Annotated in this window: 23 protein-coding genes; 15 read left to right on the top strand and 8 right to left on the bottom strand. The window is 62.8% G+C overall.

Annotated elements, in window-relative coordinates:
* Positions 1 to 4: 4 nt before the first annotated feature.
* The 11 genes from FW760_RS11835 to recX all read left to right on the top strand — a co-directional run bounded on the left by FW760_RS11835 (position 5) and on the right by recX (position 7,771).
* Positions 5 to 514: a phage major tail tube protein gene (locus FW760_RS11835; protein WP_043864278.1), complete on the top strand. Its 510-nt coding sequence runs from the start codon at positions 5 to 7 to the stop codon at positions 512 to 514.
* Between the two features lie 9 nt (positions 515 to 523).
* The gene (locus FW760_RS11830) at positions 524 to 823 is read left to right on the top strand and encodes a phage tail assembly protein (RefSeq protein ID WP_043864277.1); all 300 of its coding nucleotides are present in this window, start codon (positions 524 to 526) and stop codon (positions 821 to 823) included.
* 140 nt (positions 824 to 963) lie between these two features.
* Positions 964 to 2,346 carry a hypothetical protein gene (locus FW760_RS11825; protein ID WP_116053081.1) on the top strand — a complete coding sequence of 461 codons (1,383 nt, stop codon included), beginning with the start codon at positions 964 to 966 and terminating at the stop codon, positions 2,344 to 2,346.
* 9 nt (positions 2,347 to 2,355) lie between these two features.
* On the top strand, positions 2,356 to 3,201 hold the full coding sequence (locus tag FW760_RS11820) for a phage tail protein (RefSeq protein ID WP_116053083.1): 846 nt from the start codon (positions 2,356 to 2,358) through the stop codon (positions 3,199 to 3,201).
* Complete coding sequence (locus FW760_RS11815; protein ID WP_078480052.1) at positions 3,176 to 3,382, top strand: tail protein X; 207 nt, start codon at positions 3,176 to 3,178, stop codon at positions 3,380 to 3,382. Before FW760_RS11820 ends, FW760_RS11815 begins: the two co-directional genes overlap by 26 nt.
* Before the next feature lie 63 nt (positions 3,383 to 3,445).
* Complete coding sequence (locus FW760_RS11810) at positions 3,446 to 4,489, top strand: phage late control D family protein (RefSeq protein ID WP_116053086.1); 1,044 nt, start codon at positions 3,446 to 3,448, stop codon at positions 4,487 to 4,489.
* A 26-nt stretch (positions 4,490 to 4,515) separates the two neighbouring features.
* Entirely contained in the window at positions 4,516 to 5,067 is a 552-nt protein-coding gene (locus FW760_RS11805) for a glycoside hydrolase family 19 protein (protein WP_054914982.1), read from the top strand.
* Positions 5,064 to 5,558: a lysis system i-spanin subunit Rz gene (locus tag FW760_RS11800; protein WP_116053089.1), complete on the top strand. Its 495-nt coding sequence runs from the start codon at positions 5,064 to 5,066 to the stop codon at positions 5,556 to 5,558. The genes FW760_RS11805 and FW760_RS11800 overlap by 4 nt, the downstream gene beginning before the upstream one ends.
* 59 nt (positions 5,559 to 5,617) lie before the next feature.
* Positions 5,618 to 6,100: a CinA family protein gene (locus FW760_RS11795; protein WP_116053091.1), complete on the top strand. Its 483-nt coding sequence runs from the start codon at positions 5,618 to 5,620 to the stop codon at positions 6,098 to 6,100.
* Positions 6,101 to 6,206: 106 nt separating this feature from the next.
* On the top strand, positions 6,207 to 7,289 hold the full coding sequence (gene recA / locus FW760_RS11790) for a recombinase RecA (RefSeq protein WP_043864269.1): 1,083 nt from the start codon (positions 6,207 to 6,209) through the stop codon (positions 7,287 to 7,289).
* 14 nt (positions 7,290 to 7,303) lie between these two features.
* Positions 7,304 to 7,771, top strand: a complete 468-nt coding sequence (gene recX, locus FW760_RS11785; protein WP_116053094.1) for a recombination regulator RecX — start codon at positions 7,304 to 7,306, stop codon at positions 7,769 to 7,771.
* A 53-nt stretch (positions 7,772 to 7,824) separates the two neighbouring features.
* Here recX and FW760_RS11780 read toward each other — a convergent pair whose 3' ends face one another.
* A complete protein-coding gene (locus tag FW760_RS11780) occupies positions 7,825 to 8,943 on the bottom strand; it encodes an LOG family protein (protein WP_043864267.1) in 1,119 nt (372 codons plus the stop codon).
* A gap of 345 nt (positions 8,944 to 9,288) precedes the next feature.
* A complete protein-coding gene (locus FW760_RS11775; RefSeq protein ID WP_043864266.1) occupies positions 9,289 to 9,708 on the bottom strand; it encodes a quorum-sensing-regulated virulence factor family protein in 420 nt (139 codons plus the stop codon).
* Between the two features lie 246 nt (positions 9,709 to 9,954).
* Between FW760_RS11775 and FW760_RS11770 the strand changes: the two genes are divergently transcribed.
* The 3 genes from FW760_RS11770 to FW760_RS11760 all read left to right on the top strand — a co-directional run bounded on the left by FW760_RS11770 (position 9,955) and on the right by FW760_RS11760 (position 12,020).
* The gene (locus FW760_RS11770) at positions 9,955 to 10,665 is read left to right on the top strand and encodes a tRNA-uridine aminocarboxypropyltransferase (RefSeq protein WP_043864265.1); all 711 of its coding nucleotides are present in this window, start codon (positions 9,955 to 9,957) and stop codon (positions 10,663 to 10,665) included.
* A 264-nt stretch (positions 10,666 to 10,929) separates the two neighbouring features.
* Positions 10,930 to 11,580: a response regulator transcription factor ErdR gene (gene erdR / locus FW760_RS11765; RefSeq protein ID WP_043864264.1), complete on the top strand. Its 651-nt coding sequence runs from the start codon at positions 10,930 to 10,932 to the stop codon at positions 11,578 to 11,580.
* A gap of 77 nt (positions 11,581 to 11,657) precedes the next feature.
* Positions 11,658 to 12,020 carry a diacylglycerol kinase gene (locus FW760_RS11760; protein WP_054914977.1) on the top strand — a complete coding sequence of 121 codons (363 nt, stop codon included), beginning with the start codon at positions 11,658 to 11,660 and terminating at the stop codon, positions 12,018 to 12,020.
* Here FW760_RS11760 and FW760_RS11755 read toward each other — a convergent pair.
* Positions 12,017 to 12,943: a LysR family transcriptional regulator gene (locus FW760_RS11755; RefSeq protein ID WP_043864262.1), complete on the bottom strand. Its 927-nt coding sequence runs from the start codon at positions 12,941 to 12,943 to the stop codon at positions 12,017 to 12,019. The two genes, FW760_RS11760 and FW760_RS11755, sit on opposite strands and share 4 nt — an antisense overlap.
* A gap of 121 nt (positions 12,944 to 13,064) precedes the next feature.
* Between FW760_RS11755 and fpr the strand changes: the two genes are divergently transcribed.
* Positions 13,065 to 13,844 carry a ferredoxin-NADP reductase gene (fpr, locus tag FW760_RS11750; RefSeq protein ID WP_043864261.1) on the top strand — a complete coding sequence of 260 codons (780 nt, stop codon included), beginning with the start codon at positions 13,065 to 13,067 and terminating at the stop codon, positions 13,842 to 13,844.
* Positions 13,845 to 13,955: 111 nt separating this feature from the next.
* On the opposite strand, the gene tsaA is transcribed toward fpr, so the two are convergent.
* From tsaA to rimO, 5 genes are all read right to left on the bottom strand, one after another.
* On the bottom strand, positions 13,956 to 14,651 hold the full coding sequence (gene tsaA / locus FW760_RS11745) for a tRNA (N6-threonylcarbamoyladenosine(37)-N6)-methyltransferase TrmO (RefSeq protein ID WP_116053096.1): 696 nt from the start codon (positions 14,649 to 14,651) through the stop codon (positions 13,956 to 13,958).
* Positions 14,652 to 14,658: 7 nt separating this feature from the next.
* Positions 14,659 to 15,120, bottom strand: a complete 462-nt coding sequence (locus tag FW760_RS11740) for a DUF1456 family protein (RefSeq protein WP_043864260.1) — start codon at positions 15,118 to 15,120, stop codon at positions 14,659 to 14,661.
* A gap of 41 nt (positions 15,121 to 15,161) precedes the next feature.
* Entirely contained in the window at positions 15,162 to 15,872 is a 711-nt protein-coding gene (locus tag FW760_RS11735) for an rRNA pseudouridine synthase (RefSeq protein ID WP_058541555.1), read from the bottom strand.
* A gap of 130 nt (positions 15,873 to 16,002) precedes the next feature.
* Positions 16,003 to 16,470, bottom strand: a complete 468-nt coding sequence (locus FW760_RS11730) for an acetyltransferase (RefSeq protein ID WP_116053099.1) — start codon at positions 16,468 to 16,470, stop codon at positions 16,003 to 16,005.
* An 89-nt stretch (positions 16,471 to 16,559) separates the two neighbouring features.
* Complete coding sequence (rimO, locus tag FW760_RS11725; RefSeq protein WP_058541505.1) at positions 16,560 to 17,897, bottom strand: 30S ribosomal protein S12 methylthiotransferase RimO; 1,338 nt, start codon at positions 17,895 to 17,897, stop codon at positions 16,560 to 16,562.
* Between the last annotated feature and the right edge of the window lie 237 nt (positions 17,898 to 18,134).

The raw sequence follows: 18,134 nt of genomic DNA, 5'->3' as shown, positions 1-18,134 counted from the left end.
AGCAATGGCAATGATTCCCGAAACCCTGGCGAACCTGAACCTGTTCGTCGATGGCACCAGCTTCCAGGGCGATGTCACCAGCCTGACCCTGCCCAAGCTCACCCTGAAAATGGAAGAGCACCGGGTGGGCGGCATGGACATGCCCATCGAGATGGACATGGGCATGGAGAAGCAGGAAGCCGGCTTCACCACTACCGGCGTGCGCCGTGAGTCGCTGAAGTTCTTCGGCCTGGCCGATGGTTCTGCGTTCAACGGCACCTTCCGCGGTGCCTTCAAGGGCCTCAAGGGCGCTGTCACCCCGGTGATCGTGACCCTGCGCGGCGCGCTCAAGGAAGTCGACATGGGCGATTGGAAGGCCGGTGACAAGGCCGAGGTCAAGCACACCGTCGCCGTCACCTACTACAAGCTGGAAGTCGGCGGACGCCTGATCTACGAGATCGACCCCATCGGCATGAAGCGCGTGATCGACGGCGTCGACCAGCTCGCGGCACAACGTTCGGCCCTGGGCCTGTAAGGACTTCTCATGACCCAAGCAAAGATCCCCAGCTGGATGAAGCTGAGCGCCGACGGCGTGGTGGTGGCGCTGACCCGGCCGAGCGAAGCCAATGGCATCAAGGTCGACAGCCTGTCGTTGCGCTCGCCTACGGTACGCGACATTCGTGCGGCTCAGTCGGCCGGCAGCGGCGACGACGAGCAGCGTGAGCTGAACCTGTTCGCCTCCCTCGCCGAGGTGGGCATCAAGGACCTGGAGGGCCTCGCGCTCAAGGACTATGGCCGCCTGCAGGCGGGCTATTTTCGCCTGGTGCAAGACGACGAGCTTTGACCCCTCCCTTCAGAAGGTGGCCGCCAGGCGGCTTGCCCGTGAGCTGAATTTTTCTGCCACCGAGATCATGACCATGTCGTTCAACGACATGGTCTGGTGGCTCACGGAGTGAGCCGGTTTTGCACGCACAGGGGGACCGTATGGCAAACGCGTTAGCGTTGAAACTGGTTATCGGCGCCTCGGTCAGTTCGACGATCGGCGCATCATTCAAGCTGCTTGAGGCGCGGATCCGGCAACTCAGGCAATTGAGCAGCGAAGGCAAGGGCGACCTGTACCCGCTCGGGCTCGAGACGCTGGGCAACGGGATGCTCGACAGCGCTCCTGGTGACCCACCAGGCGCGAGAACTCAAGCAAAGACCGGGGGCGCCGTACAGGCTGCTGAAACACAGGGCTCCCGGCACAGGCTGACATTGTTGAAGAGCATCGACGGGCACTTGCAGGTGATCAGTTTCCAGGTCGCCGATGTTGCGCGCCGGCTTTCGCAATCGAAGCCCGCCAGGGTATCCGTAAACATCAGATCGCAAGCGGCACCGCAGGCACCCGCAGGGGCAGCTGCGGCTGCTTCACTGGAGACTGCAGCGCCTGCATCTCTGCCAACCGATGGGACACCTGCGGCGGGTCGAGTATCCGACCCGCTCAGCAGTAGGATGGCGGGGAGCGATGATACCGGGCCCCCGGCAAAGGGGCCGCAGCCCATAGGTATCATCGCTGTTGCCAGTGATTTCAGGGCAGGGCTACGGAAGGCTGGCGTGCTGGGTGGCGACGCTCCCAAAGGCGCAAGGGCGCCGCAACGCGTGTTTGTCGTCAATGCCCAGGACTTTTGCTGCGGCGCGATAACTTCGAGAAGGGGTAGAGGGGGAAGAAAGAACAGCCCCTCCAGGCGCCGACCTTCATCTGCTCCGGTTGGGCGCTGGGAAAGCATCAAAGGTTACCTCGGCAAGGCTGTTCCGGCGATCAAGGCCGCTCGAGCGCCCGCAGCCGTCGAGGCCATCTACAAGTTCGGCAAGACCTTCCTCACTGCAGAAACCACCGAGCAGAAGGCCGAGGGATATGGTGGGGCAGTGGGCGGTTTTGGTGGCGCACTGGCCGGGGCTGCACTGGGCGCTTTCGTTCCTGTCATCGGTCCTGCGATCGGTTCGGTAATCGGGGGTATTGTGTTCAGCGAGTGGGGCTCCTCGTTAGCCAAGAAGTGGTTTGCAGACGACGATGCTGCCAAGCCTCCTGCTGGCGAACCCACTCACTTGTCCAAGTCGCTGGGCGATGTCGCTCGTTCGATGAATCCCGGCGCTGGCGAGCCCATGACAATTCTGTCGTTGCCGCCTGCGCCACCTTCGATCAGCCCTGCGCCGCAGCCGATTGCCCAACAGATCACCTTCGCCCCGAACATGCCCATCACCGTGCAGGGCAGTGTCACCGACCCGGACCAGTTGGCGATGAACATCGAGCCCATCATTCGACGTCAGTTCCTCGAACTGACCCGTCAGGCTTCGATGCGGCAACTGGCCGACCCCACATTTGTATAAGGAGCTGCCATGACCTACATGGACCAGTTGCACTCGGCCCTGCGGGCGCTGATCGCAGCGGGGGAGGCGGGCCGGCGCAGTGCCGACGAGATGCTGGAGCCCATGACCGGCGCCATCAGCGATATCGCCGAAGCCGCTGCCGCGCTCGAGGACATCCCCTACGTCGGGCCGCTGATCGGCGCCAGGCTGCAACGCACGATGCGCGCCATCAACCGGGCGCAGCGGGGCGTCGACAAGGTGCTGGGCCGTTACAGCCGCGCCGTGGCCAAGGTCGCGCTGGTGCAGGAGCGCATCGTCATCTTCGAGCAGAAGGCGGCCAAGGCTGCCGCAGCCATCAACAAGGTGGCGGGTCGCATCAGCCCGCCGCTGGGCACGTTGCTGCCCACCGGCAGTTTCGCGCCGTCGGTCACGCCGGCAGCCGAGGTGGTCAAGCCGTTCCCGCACCTGCTCATTCTGCAGTCGTTGCAGGCGCAGGCGCAGCCTTACTACTTCAACCTCGACACCGCGACCTTCGATGAACTGCGTCGCCAGAGCGGCTTTCGCTGGGCGGGCCAGGAGCGCCTGAGCCGCCACCCGGCGCAGCAGGCGGTGGGGCTGGGCGAAGAGCGCATCACCCTCAAGGGCACGATCTTTCCCGGTGCCAAAAGCGGGCTCGGCCAGTTGCAGGCGCTGCGCAGCATCGGTCGGCAATTGCAGCCACTGAGCCTGACCACCGGCTACGGCGAGGTACTGGGCAACTGGTGCCTGACCAGCATCGAGGAGGACCAGAGCAGCCTGGTGGCTGGCGGCATTCCTCGCAAACAAGGCTTTTCATTGGAGTTCGTGAGCTATGGCGACGATCTGCAGAACCTCTGACGGCGATCTGCTCGACAGCCTCTGCCAGCACTACTACGGGCACCTCAACGGCAGCGTCGAAGCGGTACTCGATGCCAACCAGGGCCTGGCCGACCAGGCGCAGCCGTTTGGTGCCGGGGTGCTCATCAGGCTGCCCGCGTTGACGCCCGCCCGCCAGGCCCTGGTGCAGTTATGGGACTGAGCTGGCGCGCCCCCCTGCCTGCCAGCGCTGCGTGCGCGGGCAGGCCCTTCTGGAGCAGCAACCATGCAACCTGTGTTTCGCATCGTGGCCGATGGCAAGGACATCACCGCGCTGATCAATGATCGCCTGCTGTCGCTGCGTACCACCGACAAGCCGGGCATGGACTCGGACGAGTTCGAACTGCGTATCGACGATCGCGACGGCGAGGTGGCATTGCCGGCACGCGGTGCCTTCATCGAGGTGCATCTGGGCTACGCCGGCCAGGCATTGACCCGCCTGGGGCGCTACGCCGTGGATGAGGTGGAGCTGTCCGGGCCGCCTGACAGCATCGTGATCCGAGGCAAGGCCAGCGACATGCGCGGCAGCGGCAAGACCACCCGCAGCGGCAGCTGGGAGAACGTCACCCTGCAGCAGATCGTGCGCGACATCGCCGCGCGCAATGGCTGGCAGCCAGCGTGCCCGGTGACGCTGCGCATACCGCGCATTGACCAGTTCAACGAGTCGGACTTCAACTTCATCACCCGTCTGGGGCGCCTGTTCGACTGCACCGCCAAGGTAGCGAACGGCGCGCTGCTGGTGATGCCGCGCCAGGCCGGCAAGAGCGCCAGCGGCAAGGCCCTTGGTAACGTCAGAATCAGCCGTGGCGACGTGCGCAGCTGGCAGTTTCGCATGACCGACAAAGGCACCCACAAGGCCGTGCAAACCCGTCATCTGGACAGCAAGAGCGGCCAGCAGAGCGTGGTCGACCTGCCCAACGACGACGCGCCCGACGGCCTGTCGCCTGTGCACACCGACCGCCACCTGTACCCCAACCGTAGCGCTGCCGAGCAGGCCGCCAAGGCCCGCCTGGCGGCGCTCAACCGCAGCACCGCCAGCCTGCGCCTGGAAATGCCGGGCCGCACCGACCTGTTCGTCGAACGCACCCTCGATGCCCAGGGCTTCAAGCCCGGCCTCGATGGCGAGTACCTGATCGAGTCGATCGAGCAGGTGTTCAGCGCGTCCGGGTGGAGCACCACGGTCGAGTGCAATGGCGGCAAGCAAGGCAAGGCCAGGGCCAAGGGCGGGCCGGGTAATGCCGGTCGTTCGCTCAAGGCCGGACAGGCCTAAACCCCTATGCATTTTGGAGAATGATGATGGTCATCACTCAGCAGAACTTGATGCAGATTCTTCCCGGTGCCGGCGCCAATGCCGGCATTTTTGTACCCGCCCTGAACACTGCCATGGCCCGTTGGGAAATCGACAACCCCCGGCGCATTGCTGCCTTCCTCGCGCAGATCGGCCACGAGTCGGGCCACCTGCGTTACGTGAAGGAGCTGGGCAGCGATCGCTACCTGTCCCGTTACGACACCGGCGCCCTGGCCCTGCGCCTGGGCAACACGCCGGAGGCGGACGGCGACGGTCAGCGGTACTGCGGCCGGGGGCTGATCCAGGTTACAGGGCGCAACAACTACCGCGCCTGCAGCATGGCGCTGTTTGGCGACGAGCGTCTGCTGGAGTTGCCGCAGTTGCTCGAGCAACCGCGTTGGGCCGCCGAGTCGGCTGCCTGGTTCTGGCACTCGCGCGGGCTTAACGCGCTGGCCGACCGCGGTGAGTTCAACCGCATCACGCGGCATATCAACGGTGGCCTCAATGGCCTGGAGGATCGCCTCAAACTCTGGGCCCGCGCCCGCGAGGTGCTGTGTTGAACCGCTTGCACGCCGGCGTGCTGCTGAGCCTGGTGGTGCTGGCCTGCGCATTGACCTGGCAGGTCCAGGGCTGGCGCCTGGGCCGCCAGCTGGCGCAGCAGCAACAGGCCTGGGCATTCGAACGCCAGCAACTGGCCGAGCGTGCTGCCGCCGAGCTGAAGGGCGAACGCCAGCAACGCCATGTGCTGGAGCGCCAGCTGGATTTGAACGACAACACCCATTATCAGGAGCTTCTCGATGCACAACAGGCTCAGGCACGCTTGCGTGATCGGCTGGCTACTGCTGATCTGCGGTTGTCGGTCCTTCTCGACCGCGACGCCACCCCCGACCTGCCTGCCGCCCCCGGCGCCGGCAGCCTGGATCATGGCGCCCCACGCGCCCGACTTGACCCGGCGCATGCTCGACGAATTATCGCCATCACCGATGCCGGTGACGCCGGACTGATCGCCCTGCGCGCCTGCCAGGGTTACATACGCGCGCTCACACCTTGAGTGTTCAGCCACGCCGATAGCTGGTGTAGGGTAGGCGCCAGACCTTCAAGGAGCCCGCCATGGACCCGATCACCGCACTTTCTGCCCGGCTGGGGGAACACCTGCGCCGTTACAATGCCCAAGTCACCACGGCCGAGTCCTGCACCGGCGGCGGTATCGCCGAGGCCATCACGCGTATTCCTGGCAGTTCGGCCTGGTTCGAAGCGGGCTACGTGACCTACTCCAACGCCCAGAAGACTCGCCAGCTGGGGGTAGACCAGGCACTGTTCCAGCAGGTTGGTGCGGTCAGCCAGGAAGTGGTCGAGGCCATGGTGCGCGGCGCCCAGGCTGCCAGCGGGGCACGCTTTGCCGTGGCGGTCAGCGGTGTGGCAGGGCCCGATGGCGGCTCGCCGGCCAAACCGGTGGGCACTGTATGGCTGGCCTGGGGCGACGGTGCGCATGTGGCCAGCGAGCGCCGGCACTTCGATGGCGACCGCGATGCGGTGCGCCGACAAACGGTAATCGCCGCCCTAGAGGGCTTGTTACAGCTTGGCGCAGAGTAAATCGCAAATCGGGGGTAGGCGGAAAGAAAACCCTGTGGAATAATACTGGCTACTTATACAGGTGTTGTGGCCGTCAGGCCCTATCGATGATTACGTGAGGACTTCAATGGACGACAACAAGAAGCGTGCCTTGGCTGCGGCCCTGGGTCAGATCGAACGTCAATTCGGTAAAGGCGCGGTCATGCGCATGGGCGATCACGATCGCCAGGCGATTCCGGCAATCTCGACCGGCTCGCTGGGTCTGGACATTGCTCTGGGCATCGGCGGCCTGCCAAAGGGCCGTATCGTCGAAATCTACGGTCCTGAGTCGTCGGGTAAGACCACGCTGACCCTGTCGGTGATCGCCCAGGCACAAAAAGCCGGCGCCACCTGCGCATTCGTCGACGCCGAGCACGCCCTCGACCCCGAGTACGCCGGCAAGCTGGGCGTCAATGTCGACGACCTGCTGGTCTCGCAGCCGGACACCGGTGAGCAGGCCCTGGAAATCACCGACATGCTGGTGCGCTCCAACGCTGTCGACGTGATCATCGTCGACTCCGTGGCGGCCCTGGTACCCAAGGCCGAGATCGAAGGCGAAATGGGCGACATGCACGTGGGCCTGCAGGCTCGCCTGATGTCCCAGGCACTGCGCAAGATTACCGGCAACATCAAGAACGCCAACTGCCTGGTGATCTTCATCAACCAGATCCGCATGAAAATCGGCGTGATGTTCGGCAGCCCGGAAACCACCACAGGTGGTAACGCGCTGAAGTTCTACGCTTCGGTACGTCTGGACATCCGCCGTACCGGCGCGGTGAAGGAAGGCGACGAAGTGGTCGGCAGCGAAACCCGCGTCAAGATCGTCAAGAACAAGGTGGCGCCGCCGTTCCGCCAGGCCGAGTTCCAGATTCTGTATGGCAAGGGCATCTACCGCAACGGTGAGATCATCGACCTGGGCGTGCTGCACGGCTTCCTCGAAAAAGCCGGTGCCTGGTACAGCTACCAGGGCAGCAAGATCGGTCAGGGTAAAGCCAACTCCGCCAAGTTCCTGGCAGAGAACCCGGAAATCGCCGCGACCCTCGAGAAGCAGATCCGCGACAAGCTGCTGACCGGTGGTGTTGAAGCTGCAGCTGCTGCGGCTGCTGGTAAAACGGCTGCTGCAGAACCTGAAGATGATCTGGTCGACGCTGACGCCGACGCCAACTTCTGATTTGCAGATAGACCATGTCCGTCGTACTCGATACCCCCGTCGCCGTAAGGCGGACAGCTATGGACCTGCTCGCGCGACGCGAGCATGGTCGTGTCGAGCTGACGCGCAAGTTGCGTCAGCGCGGCGCTGAGCCCGAATTGATCGACCAGGAACTCGACCGTCTGACGGAAGAGGGCCTGCTCAGCGAAGCACGCTATCTCGAAAGTTTCATCAGTTACCGCTCCCGTTCGGGCTATGGCCCTGCGCGTATCCGTGAAGAGCTCAGTCAGCGCGGTTTGCAGCGTAGTGATATCGAACAGGCCTTGCGTGAGTGCGGCATCGACTGGCAAAGCCTGCTGATCGATGTATGGCAACGCAAGTTTTCCGGGCAACTGCCCTCCGATCCGCGCAGTCGCGCACAGCAAACCCGTTTTCTGGTCTACCGTGGTTTTTCCATGGAGATGGTCGGTCGTGTGCTGAGTGGTCGCAGCCTGGACGATTGAGCGATGGCCGACCCCGAAAGGGGGTAGGCCAGGCATGTTCACGGTGTGGCTGTTCAGGTGACCTTGAGGGGTTCACGTGCCCGTTGGGGGGCTTCATTGTGCTGAGGCTTTGCCCAGTTTTCCGAGCGGTTGATGAAGTCCACCAGCTCTCTCAGGCGGCCCTGATCGCGTCCATTGAAGGCAAAAGCCAGGCGTGACAAGTGGCTGAACTGTGCCTCGTCATGCTCCTCGCCTGCATAGGCGTGCTGATGGAAGTCGCCACTCAGGCGCAGGTCGGCGAAGGACTGCTGGATGTCGAGCAGGGCCGCTTCGCTGAGCGGGTGGTGTGTGCGAATCACGAACTGGTTCTTCAGCCAGCGGCTGGAGTGGTAGTTGCTGTAGAACTGGTTGATTTCCGCTACCGCATCGTCGGCGTTGTTCACCAGGCGCACCAGCTTCAGATCGTTCGGCAGGATGTAGCGATTGCCTTCGAGCTGGCGGGTAATGAAGTCCAGTGCATCCTGCCAGAAGGTCCCCCCCGGTGAGTCGAGCAGTACCACCGGTACCAGCGGACTCTTGCCGGTCTGGATCAGGGTCAGCACTTCCAGGGCCTCGTCCAGGGTGCCGAAACCACCCGGGCACAGTACCAGCGCGTCAGCTTCCTTGACGAAGAACAGCTTGCGAATGAAAAAGAAGTGGAACGGCAGCAACTTGTCCGTTCCATCCACCGTGGCATTGGCGTGCTGCTCGAAGGGCAGGGTGATGTTGAAGCCCAGGCAGTTGTCGACGCCTGCGCCTTCGTGAGCCGCAGCCATGATGCCGCCCCCGGCCCCGGTGATCACCATCAGGTCCGAGCGCGCCAGGGTCGCACCGAGCTCGCGGGCCAGGGCATACATGGGGTGTTCGACCGGGGTGCGTGCCGAGCCGAACACGGTGACCTTGCGTCGCCCCTTGTACTGGTGCAGCACACGGAAGGCGTGGTCGAGTTCGCGCAGTGCCTGCAGGGTGATCTTGGCGCTCCAGCGGTCGCTGTCATCGTGCGCCATGCGCAACACGGTCAGCATCATGTCCCGGTACAGTGGCAGGTTGGGGCTGTTGGGGGCGACCAGGTTGAGCTGTTGTTCGAGGTGGGTCAGGTCGATTGCATTGTTCTTGAAATGGTTGGCTAGCAATTCGTTGGTCTGGTACGGCATTCAACTTCTCCTTTTGCAGCAAAACCTTCGGCCTGGCCGCACATCGGTCAGGCCCCTCTGCTTGTCCGCAAAGTGAAAGGTCCTGGCTATAAATCTAGACCTTGTCGCAGGGTTATGCCGGTGTCGATCGTGGGCTCGCGAGGACGCGGCAGGCAATGGGCTGTGCGTGATGTTCAGGTGGGAGCCGGGCGGACAAGCCGGGCCCAAACTGCGCAGTACAGGCCAACAACCGGGGCCTGAAGTGGCAAGGCCTGTGGTGACTGTGCGTAGAGTACGCGTCACATTCAGGCCTTGATCGCTGAGCTGCGCGCCGATGGCGAGCAGCGGCGCAACAGAGAACGCTGGTTACTTCTTCTTCTGCCCGGAAACGCAACTGGCCTTGTTGAACGACTGGTCGATCACCGGGCGGTTGGTCTTGTACTCGGTGAAACGGTAGGTCAGCACGGCACCGCGGTCCATCAACTGGCGAAAGCCGGTGTTACGGCACACGCTGTCTCCCAGTTGGCCGCGCATGACTTCCGGGTTTTGCTGCATTTTTTGTGCATGGCCGGCGCGAACGCTGAGGTGGTTGATCAACTGGTTGCCTTCGACAGTGTAGCCCTGATCGAGGATGTCTTCGTTGATTGCCCGAGGGGTACCCACGCTGCTTTCCTTGGCGACTTCTTGAAGCTTCTGGTTCAGGGCGTACTCTTGCTTGGAGACGGCATGCGCGCCCAACGGCAGGGCAAGCAACAGGCTCAAGGATGGGGCAATGAAACGCAGCATGAATCTCTCCTGGTTCGATAACTGGCGATTTGACCGGTCATTGCGCGCAGTGTTCCGTCACAGGCGCGATGGCAGTACTGGCAGGTCTGTACAGGCTGGAGATTATAAGGGAGTAGCGCGCAACGCTGCACGGCAAATACGGCCAGTGGAGGCGGGCTCTGGTAAACTGCCGGGGTTTTAGTCTCGCTGAGCCTGCGTCGTGCCCTGCCTTTATTGCCATCCCCATTGCCACCGTTGCGCCCTGTCATGAGCCATGCCGTCTCGCGCCTGCGCGCCGAGCGCCTGGCGCGCAGTGTCAAACCCTTCGTCGCGCGCGGCTCGCGTGCGCCACGCTGTCCCGGCTGCCGGGTAATCCCCGAGTACTGTCTGTGTGCCTGGCGCCCGCGGGTGCAGGCGCACTCGGGCATTTGCCTGCTCATGCATGACACCGAACCACTCAAGCCTACGAACACGGGCTGGCTGATTGCCGACGTGATCGGTGACACCACGGCGTTTGCCTGGGAACGCAAGGCGGTGGATGCACAGTTGCAAGCGTTGCTCGATGATCCACAGTGGCAGCCCTACATCGTTTTCCCGGGTGAGTTCGTGGCGCCGGAGCGAGTGGTCAGCAGCGTCGCCCCAGCGTCGGGCAAGCGCCCGCTGTTCATTCTGCTGGATGCCACGTGGCCCGAAGCCCGCAAGATGTTTCGCAAAAGCCCGTATCTGGAACGGTTCCCGGTGCTCAATCTGCAGCCTGAACAGATCTCGCGCTACACATTGCGCCGCTCGCGGCGCGACGACCATTTCTGTACCGCTGAAGTGGCAGCCATGTGTCTGGAACTGGCCGATGATCAGCAGGCCTCGCAGGCACTGGATGCCTATCTGGACGTATTCAGCACCCATTATCTGGGCGCCAAGAACAGGCTTGTGCTGGATGAAGACGATGCCGTGCACCAAAAACTGCGGCCCTTCCTATAGTTCAAGGGGCAAGTACGCCACTTTGCTTCATAATGTGTGCACTGGCGCCATGGGCTACGAGACAACCACCGGGCTTTGAACTTGACCACCCGGTCCGGGCTCGGCATCCTTGGCGCCGATTCGGGCACGACGAAGGCTTGAATGCTGTTTTCCTGGCCCCGACGTGCCTTTTTGGCTTCCGGCACTGCCGCCCGATGCCCTTGAGCTGCCCCGCCAGGCGCCCCCACGCTGGCTGCGCCTGCACAGAACAGGATCATTAGATCGATGGCCACATACGAAATCCTGATTGCCGATGACCACCCGCTGTTTCGCAGTGCGCTGCGCCAGGCCGTTACCCTGGGCCTTGGTCCGGACGTTCGACTGGTTGAGGTGGCAAGCATCGCCGAACTGGAAACCCGCCTGGCCGAGAAAAACGACTGGGACCTGGTGCTGCTGGACCTGAACATGCCCGGTGCCTATGGTTTCTCGGGGCTGGTGCTGCTGCGCGGTCAGTATCCGCAAATCCCGGTGGTGATGGTCTCGGCCCAGGAAGAGGCGGCCGTGGTGGTAAAGTCCCGAGAATTCGGTGCCAGTGGCTTTATCCCAAAATCCAGCCCGCTGGAGCAGATTCAGGATGCGGTCAAGAAAGTGCTCGATGGCGATGTCTGGTGGCCGCCGCAAGCCTTCGAGAAGATCGATGTGTCCGCTGAAGCCAAGGCCGCCAGCGAGGGCCTGGCCAGCCTTACCCCACAGCAATTCCGCGTGTTGACCATGGTGTGCGAAGGCTTGCTGAACAAGCAGATTGCCTATGAGCTGAGTGTGTCGGAGGCCACGATCAAGGCCCACGTCACCGCGATCTTCCGCAAGCTGGGCGTGCGTACGCGCACCCAGGCCGCGTTGTTGCTGCAACAATTGGAATCGGTTTCAACGAGTTAAGGCCACTGGCCTTCACGCTTTTTTGACTCGGCGTGCACTAGCCTGCATCGCTCCTCATTGGGTTCAAGTGGCTTTCTATGTCGCCTTTCAAGGGCCAGACCGGCCTTAAACGAGTGTTCAACGCCGCCGGCTATTCGTTCGACGGCCTGCGCGCCGCCTTTACCGGCGAAGCGGCGTTTCGTCAGTTGGTGCTGCTCAACGTGGTGCTGATCCCGGTCGCCTTCTGGCTGGATGTAAGCCGTGCCGAACGCGCGATCCTGATCGCGGTGTGCCTGCTGGGGCTGATCGTCGAGCTGCTCAACTCTGCCGTGGAAGCCGCGATCGATCGTATTTCCCTGGACCGCCACCCGTTGTCCAAGAACGCCAAGGACATGGGCAGTGCTGCCCAGTTCGTGGCGTTGAGCATCGTGGCGGTGGTGTGGGCGGTGATTCTGCTCTAGGCAATGTGCGGCAGCACGATTTCGTCGCTGCGTCGTACCCCGGCGGTAAAGTTGCGGCACAACTCCAGAAACTCGCGCATCGCCGAGGTCTGGTACTTCTGCTTGTGCCAGATGAAGTAGAACTGCCGCGCCAGGTCCAGGTCGGGGGTTTCCACCGCCACCAGGCTGCCGCGACGAAACGCATCGCGCAGCGCCAGACGTGAAATGCAGCCGATCCCGAGCCCTGATTCCACCGCGCGCTTGATCGCTTCGGTATGTTCCAGCTCCAGGCGGATGTTGAGTGTCGAGCGATGGTGGCGCATCGCCTGGTCAAAGGTCAGGCGCGTGCCTGAACCCTGCTCGCGCAGAATCCAGGCTTCATGGGTCAGTTCCTCAAGGCTGGCACGACCCTTGAGTGCCAAGGGGTGCTGCGGCGCGCAGAACACCACCAGTTCGTCCTCGACCCAGGGCTGAACCTCCAGGTCGGGGTGGTTGCAATCGCCTTCTATAAGACCCAGATCAATTTCATAGTGCGCGACCTGATGCACGATATGGGCGGTGTTCTGTACATGCAGCTTGACCTGGCTTTCCGGGTGAACCTGCATGAAGCTGCCGATCAGCAAGGTGGCCAGGTAGTTGCCGATGGTCAGTGTGGCGCCCACTGCCAGAGAGCCGAAGCCGGACTTGCCGTTGAGCAGGTCCTCGATTTCCTTGGCCTGGTCGAGCAGGGCCACGGCCTGGGGCAGTAACTGGTGCCCCAGTGCATTGAGGCTCAGGCGCTTGCCGGCACGATCGAACAGCTGACAGCTGGATTGCCGTTCAAGCTCGGTGATGGAGGTGCTCGCAGCCGACTGCGACAGCGCCAGTATCCCGGCCGCACGGGAGACGCTCTGGTGTTGCGCGACGGCCACGAAGACCTGAAGTTGACGCAGTGTAAATCGCATATCTATATAACCGATAAGACATATCTTGATAATTCATTTAACAGATATTGTCGCTCGCACTAAACTATCGCGCAATCGCGCTCACGGTCAGCGCTGCGTTATTTTTCAGGAGCCCCCGTACATGAGCAACATGAACCACGAACGTGTCCTCAGTGTTCATCACTGGAACGACACCCTGTTCAGCTTCAAGTGCACCCGCGACCCGGGCCTGCGCTTCGAGAACGGTCAGTTCGTGATGATCGGCCTGCAACAGCCTAACGGCCGCCCGCTCATGCGCGCCTATTCGATCGCCAGCCCTAACTGGGAAGAGCATCTGGAGTTCTTCAGCATCAAGGTGCCGGACGGCCCGCTGACCTCGCAGTTGCAGCACCTGAAGGAAGGCGACGAGATCATCATCAGCAAGAAGCCTACCGGCACCCTGGTGCTGGATGACCTGAACCCGGGCAAGCACCTGTACCTGCTGAGCACCGGCACTGGCCTGGCACCGTTCATGAGCGTCATCCAGGACCCGGAAACCTACGAGCGCTTCGAGAAAGTGATCCTGGTCCACGGTGTGCGCTACGTCAACGAAGTGGCCTATCGCGAGTTCATTACCGAGCACCTGCCGCAGAACGAGTTCTTCGGTGAGGCGCTGCGTGAAAAACTGATCTACTACCCCACCGTCACCCGCGAGCCGTTCGAGAACCAGGGACGCCTGACTGACCTGATGCGCAGCGGCAAACTGTTCAGCGACATCGGCCTGCCGCCGATCAACCCGCAGGACGATCGTGCGATGATCTGCGGTAGCCCGAGCATGCTGGATGAAACCAGCGAAGTCCTGAACAGCTTCGGCCTGAAAGTCTCCGCGCGCATGCGCGAGCCAGGTGACTATCTGATCGAGCGTGCGTTCGTCGAGAAGTAAGCAGGCAGTACCAGTAAAAAACGCAGACCGTGGTCTGCGTTTTTTTTTGCCCTGGATTTGTGGTGCGGCATTCGCCGGCGCGGCGTTCCTGCGACCTTGCGGGCGCCGGCCCTACGCCTCGCGCACCACCTCCAGCACCCGGATCGTATCCAGCTGAGGGTAGTGCCAGCGTACCTGCACATCCCAGAACCTGACCCCGTACACGCGCTCGACCGGGGGCACCTGATAGGCCGGGCGTGGATCCTGTGCCAGGCATTGTTCTATCAGCTCCACCAACGGCTCTGCGAGACGCAGCGCATGCGCATGGGCCTGCTGCAGTGCCGAGTCGCTCCATTGCACCGTGATCGGCGCAGGCGGGGCGCTGGCCATGTGATTGACCGCCCCGGCTACGCTGTCGGCATAGGGTACATAGGGCTTGATATCGATGACCGGCGTGCCGTCCAGCAGGTCGACGCCCGACAGCAGCAGTCGCCCGGCCTCGACGCCCTCCAGCTTCACCACCGACTGCCCGATGCCGTTTGGCCGGTGGGTGGCGCGGGTGGCGAACACGCCCATCGACGTGTTGCCGCCCAGGCGCGGCGGGCGCACCTTCAGGCGCGGCTTCTCTTCCAGGGCCTGATGAAACAGGAACAGCAGCCACACGTGGCTGACCTGCTCTAGCCCGGCAACCGCTTCCCCCTGATCGAAAGGCGATACCAGCTCCAGCACCCCGCGCGCAGCCGGAGCCAGCTGCGGCTGGCGCGGGATGGCGAACTTCTCCTTGAAGCAGGAGCGCACGTAGCCGACCGGCTCGACACTGTAGGCCATGATCGAATCAGCCACGCACTCGCAGGGTCAGGCCCTTGAGGAAGTTGCGCAGCAACTGGTCGCCACAGGGGCGGTAGTTGCTGTTGCCGACCTTGCGGAACAGGGCGCTGAGTTCAGGCTTGGATACCGAAAAATCCGCCGCCTTGAGAATGGCATGCAGGTCGTCTTCCTTGAGCTCGAAGGCCACCCGCAGTTTTTTCAGGATGATGTTGTTGGTGACCGGCAGTTCGACCGGCAGAGGCGGGCGGCTCTCGTCACGACCACGCTTGAACACCACCAGGCCATCGAGAAAATGCGCGATGACCTCGTCCGGGCAGCGCACGAAGCCTTCTTCCTCGTCTTTTTTCAGGTAGCTGGCAATGTCGGCATCGCTGACGTCAAAACCGTTGATGCGGGTGATCTCTGCCAGTTTGGCATCGCTGATATCCAGCATGTAGCGCAGGCTGCGCAGCACATCGTTGTGAATCATTGGACAATCCTGATCAAGTGGCAACGCCCGAGTGGCGAGGCCTAGAATTTTTCTTTGCTGGACAGGTAGCGCCACTGGCCCAGCGGCAGCTTGCTCATGGCCACGCCGCCCAGGCGGATACGGCGCATGCTGACCACGCTGACACCGACACTGCGGCACAGCAGCTCGATCAGCCCCGGCGCCGGGTTTTTCAGCACCATGCGCAGGCGCGTCTCGTTCTGCCAGCTGGCCTTGATGCGGGGCAGTTCCTGGCCCTTCCAGGTGAAACCGCGGTTAAGGCGTTCGAGGCCATGGGCAACCATCTCGCCGCTGACCTCGACCACATACTCCTGCTCCAGCTTGGCCAGGTCCGAGGTGACCTTGCGCACGGCACGCCAGTCCTGGCTGTACACCTGCAGGCCGCTGGCGCCCTGTTGCAGCTCGGCGACGCAGGTCAGCCGGGCAAAGTGGCCCTTGAGCGGGCGATGCCCTTCGGCGTGGGCCTCGGACAAGGTGGCCGGGGTCATGCTCAGGCGAGCGCTTTCGCTTTCCTGGTCGGCGGCCTGGTGCAGCAGCAGGGTTACCGGTTCCAGGGCTTCGGCCTTGGCGCCCGGCAGCAGGGCGACGACCTGGCCGTCGACCTTGAGCTGTGGCTCGTCGACGACGTTGCCGTCAACGGTCACCCAACCGCCTTCGATATAGAGTTCGGCCTCCCGTCGGGAGCAGCCGACCAGTTCGATAAGGCGTTTGGAAAGACGAATGGGTTCAGACATGACGGCGGCCGTGGCACAGGGAAAGGCGCCCATTGTAACCGCCCGGGCGGGCGAAGGCCCGGCTACATTCGTGCCGGGCGGCTATTAATGCCGTGAGGGGATGATTTTCGGATCGGCCTTACAGCGTCCTTCAGCCCGTGCTCGCAGACTGTGTACGACCTAGCCTGAGGTGAAGCAGGGGGTAGGGTTTGCCCATGCCGTCCTTTTCCGAGCGCCCGATGATTTCGAAGCCTTGGCTGGCATAGAAGCCGATGGCCTGGGGATTCTGCTCGTTGACGTCGAGCTCATCGGCGTTCAGCTCATTGATGGCATGCCGCAGCAACTGCTTGCCGATGCCCTGACCGCGATACTGCGGGTCGACGAACAGCATTTCGACACGCCCGGCCGCTACACCGGCAAAGCCGGTGATGCGTTGCTGGCTGTCCTTGCAGCAGATCAGCATCACTGCATCCAGGTACTTGGGCACCAGTTCACGCAGCAGCACGATGTAGCTGTCGGGGAGAAAATCGTGGGTGGCACGTACCGAGGCTTCCCATACCTGCAGCAGGCGAGGGTAGTCGTGGGGGCTAGGGGTTTGCACGGTGAAATGCGCGCGCATCGCAGGGTCTCCTGGGGTGTCCGTACTGGACACGATAGTCCAATAAAAAGCCCCGCCATGATGGCAGGGCTTTTCCAGGCCGCAAAGCGTCAGACAGGCTCGGCCCACAGGTCGTATTCGTCGGCATCGGTGACGACGCACCAGACCTTGTCCCCCGGCTTGAAGCCGTGGTCGCCGTCGATGAACACATTGCCGTCGATCTCCGGGGCGTCGAAGAAGCTGCGGCCCACCGAGCCCTGCTCCTCCACTTCGTCGATCAGCACTTCGATGCGCTTGCCGATGCGCAGTTGCAGGCGTGCGCTGCTGATGGCCTGCTGGTGGGCCATGAAGCGATCCCAGCGGTCCTGCTTGACGTCATCAGGAACCACGGGCAGGTCCAGGTCGTTGGCCGGTGCGCCTTCGACGGGCGAGTACTGGAAGCAGCCGACGCGGTCGAGCTGGGCTTCGGTGAGCCAGTCGAGCAGGTACTGGAAGTCTTCCTCGGTCTCGCCGGGGAAGCCGACGATGAAGGTGGAGCGGATGATCAGCTCCGGGCACTGTTCGCGCCATTTCTTGATGCGTGCCAGGGTCTTGTCTTCGAAGGCAGGGCGCTTCATCGACTTGAGCACCTTGGGGCTGGCGTGCTGGAACGGGATGTCCAGGTACGGCAGCAGCTTGCCGGCGGCCATCAGCGGGATCACGTCATCGACGTTCGGGTACGGGTACACATAGTGCAGGCGCACCCACACGCCCAGGCTGCTGAGCGCTTCGCACAGCTCGAGCATGCGCGTCTTGACCGGCCGGCCGTTCCAGAAGTCGGTCTTGTACTTGACGTCGACGCCGTAGGCGCTGGTGTCCTGGGAGATCACCAGCAGCTCCTTGACGCCGGCCTTGACCAGGCGCTCGGCCTCGCTCAGCACCTCGCCCACCGGGCGGCTGACCAGCTTGCCACGCATCGACGGAATGATGCAGAAGCTGCAGGTGTGGTTGCAGCCTTCGGAAATCTTCAGGTAGGCGTAGTGACGCGGGGTCAACTTGACACCCTGGGGCGGCACCAGATCGATCAGCGGATTGTGGTCCTGACGTGGTGGCACCACTTCGTGCACGGCGTTGACCACCTGCTCGTACTGCTGCGGCCCGGACACCGACAACACGCTGGGGTGCACGTCGCGAATGTTGTTGGCGTCGACACCCATGCAGCCGGTAACGATGACCTTGCCGTTTTCCTTGATGGCCTCGCCGATCACTTCCAGCGATTCGGCCTTGGCCGAGTCGATGAAGCCACAGGTGTTGACCACCACCACGTCGGCATCCTCGTAGGTGGGCACGACTTCATAGCCTTCCATGCGCAGCTGGGTCAGGATGCGCTCGGAATCGACCAGGGCTTTGGGGCAACCCAGGGAAACGAAGCCGACCTTTGGCGTGGTGGGCGTGGCGGTGGTGGACATGGTTAACCTCGGTGTAGAGGGGCTGCTTGGCACGCGAAGGTGGCAGCCCTGACGGGCGCTTTGGGGCGCCTCTGATCAAAAAGTGCGCAATTCTAGCGAGGCACAACGCGCTTGACTAGCAGAAATGCGACGAACGCTGCGCTATGCTTCGCGCCATCGCTCCCGCGTCGTTCAGCGCTGCGTTCGGCACGCTGCGACGGGTTGCAAAAATGATAGCGCCTGGCGCGAATTTCGCCG

This window comes from Pseudomonas sp. 1176_21 (genome assembly GCF_052850635.1).
This window is presented reverse-complemented; position numbering and strand designations above follow the sequence as displayed.

Coding starts and splice junctions, on each gene's coding strand:
- FW760_RS11815 (WP_078480052.1), top strand. CDS start 3,176: ATGGCGACGATCTGCAGAACCTCTGACGGCGATCTGCTCGACAGCCTC.
- FW760_RS11835 (WP_043864278.1), top strand. CDS start 5: ATGGCAATGATTCCCGAAACCCTGGCGAACCTGAACCTGTTCGTCGAT.
- fpr (WP_043864261.1), top strand. CDS start 13,065: ATGAGCAACATGAACCACGAACGTGTCCTCAGTGTTCATCACTGGAAC.
- recA (WP_043864269.1), top strand. CDS start 6,207: ATGGACGACAACAAGAAGCGTGCCTTGGCTGCGGCCCTGGGTCAGATC.
- FW760_RS11740 (WP_043864260.1), bottom strand. CDS start 15,120: ATGATTCACAACGATGTGCTGCGCAGCCTGCGCTACATGCTGGATATC.
- FW760_RS11755 (WP_043864262.1), bottom strand. CDS start 12,943: ATGCGATTTACACTGCGTCAACTTCAGGTCTTCGTGGCCGTCGCGCAA.
- FW760_RS11770 (WP_043864265.1), top strand. CDS start 9,955: ATGAGCCATGCCGTCTCGCGCCTGCGCGCCGAGCGCCTGGCGCGCAGT.
- FW760_RS11780 (WP_043864267.1), bottom strand. CDS start 8,943: ATGCCGTACCAGACCAACGAATTGCTAGCCAACCATTTCAAGAACAAT.
- FW760_RS11795 (WP_116053091.1), top strand. CDS start 5,618: ATGGACCCGATCACCGCACTTTCTGCCCGGCTGGGGGAACACCTGCGC.
- FW760_RS11825 (WP_116053081.1), top strand. CDS start 964: ATGGCAAACGCGTTAGCGTTGAAACTGGTTATCGGCGCCTCGGTCAGT.
- FW760_RS11830 (WP_043864277.1), top strand. CDS start 524: ATGACCCAAGCAAAGATCCCCAGCTGGATGAAGCTGAGCGCCGACGGC.
- FW760_RS11775 (WP_043864266.1), bottom strand. CDS start 9,708: ATGCTGCGTTTCATTGCCCCATCCTTGAGCCTGTTGCTTGCCCTGCCG.
- rimO (WP_058541505.1), bottom strand. CDS start 17,897: ATGTCCACCACCGCCACGCCCACCACGCCAAAGGTCGGCTTCGTTTCC.
- FW760_RS11805 (WP_054914982.1), top strand. CDS start 4,516: ATGGTCATCACTCAGCAGAACTTGATGCAGATTCTTCCCGGTGCCGGC.
- tsaA (WP_116053096.1), bottom strand. CDS start 14,651: ATGGCCTACAGTGTCGAGCCGGTCGGCTACGTGCGCTCCTGCTTCAAG.
- FW760_RS11760 (WP_054914977.1), top strand. CDS start 11,658: ATGTCGCCTTTCAAGGGCCAGACCGGCCTTAAACGAGTGTTCAACGCC.
- FW760_RS11810 (WP_116053086.1), top strand. CDS start 3,446: ATGCAACCTGTGTTTCGCATCGTGGCCGATGGCAAGGACATCACCGCG.
- erdR (WP_043864264.1), top strand. CDS start 10,930: ATGGCCACATACGAAATCCTGATTGCCGATGACCACCCGCTGTTTCGC.
- FW760_RS11735 (WP_058541555.1), bottom strand. CDS start 15,872: ATGTCTGAACCCATTCGTCTTTCCAAACGCCTTATCGAACTGGTCGGC.
- FW760_RS11730 (WP_116053099.1), bottom strand. CDS start 16,470: ATGCGCGCGCATTTCACCGTGCAAACCCCTAGCCCCCACGACTACCCT.
- FW760_RS11820 (WP_116053083.1), top strand. CDS start 2,356: ATGACCTACATGGACCAGTTGCACTCGGCCCTGCGGGCGCTGATCGCA.
- recX (WP_116053094.1), top strand. CDS start 7,304: ATGTCCGTCGTACTCGATACCCCCGTCGCCGTAAGGCGGACAGCTATG.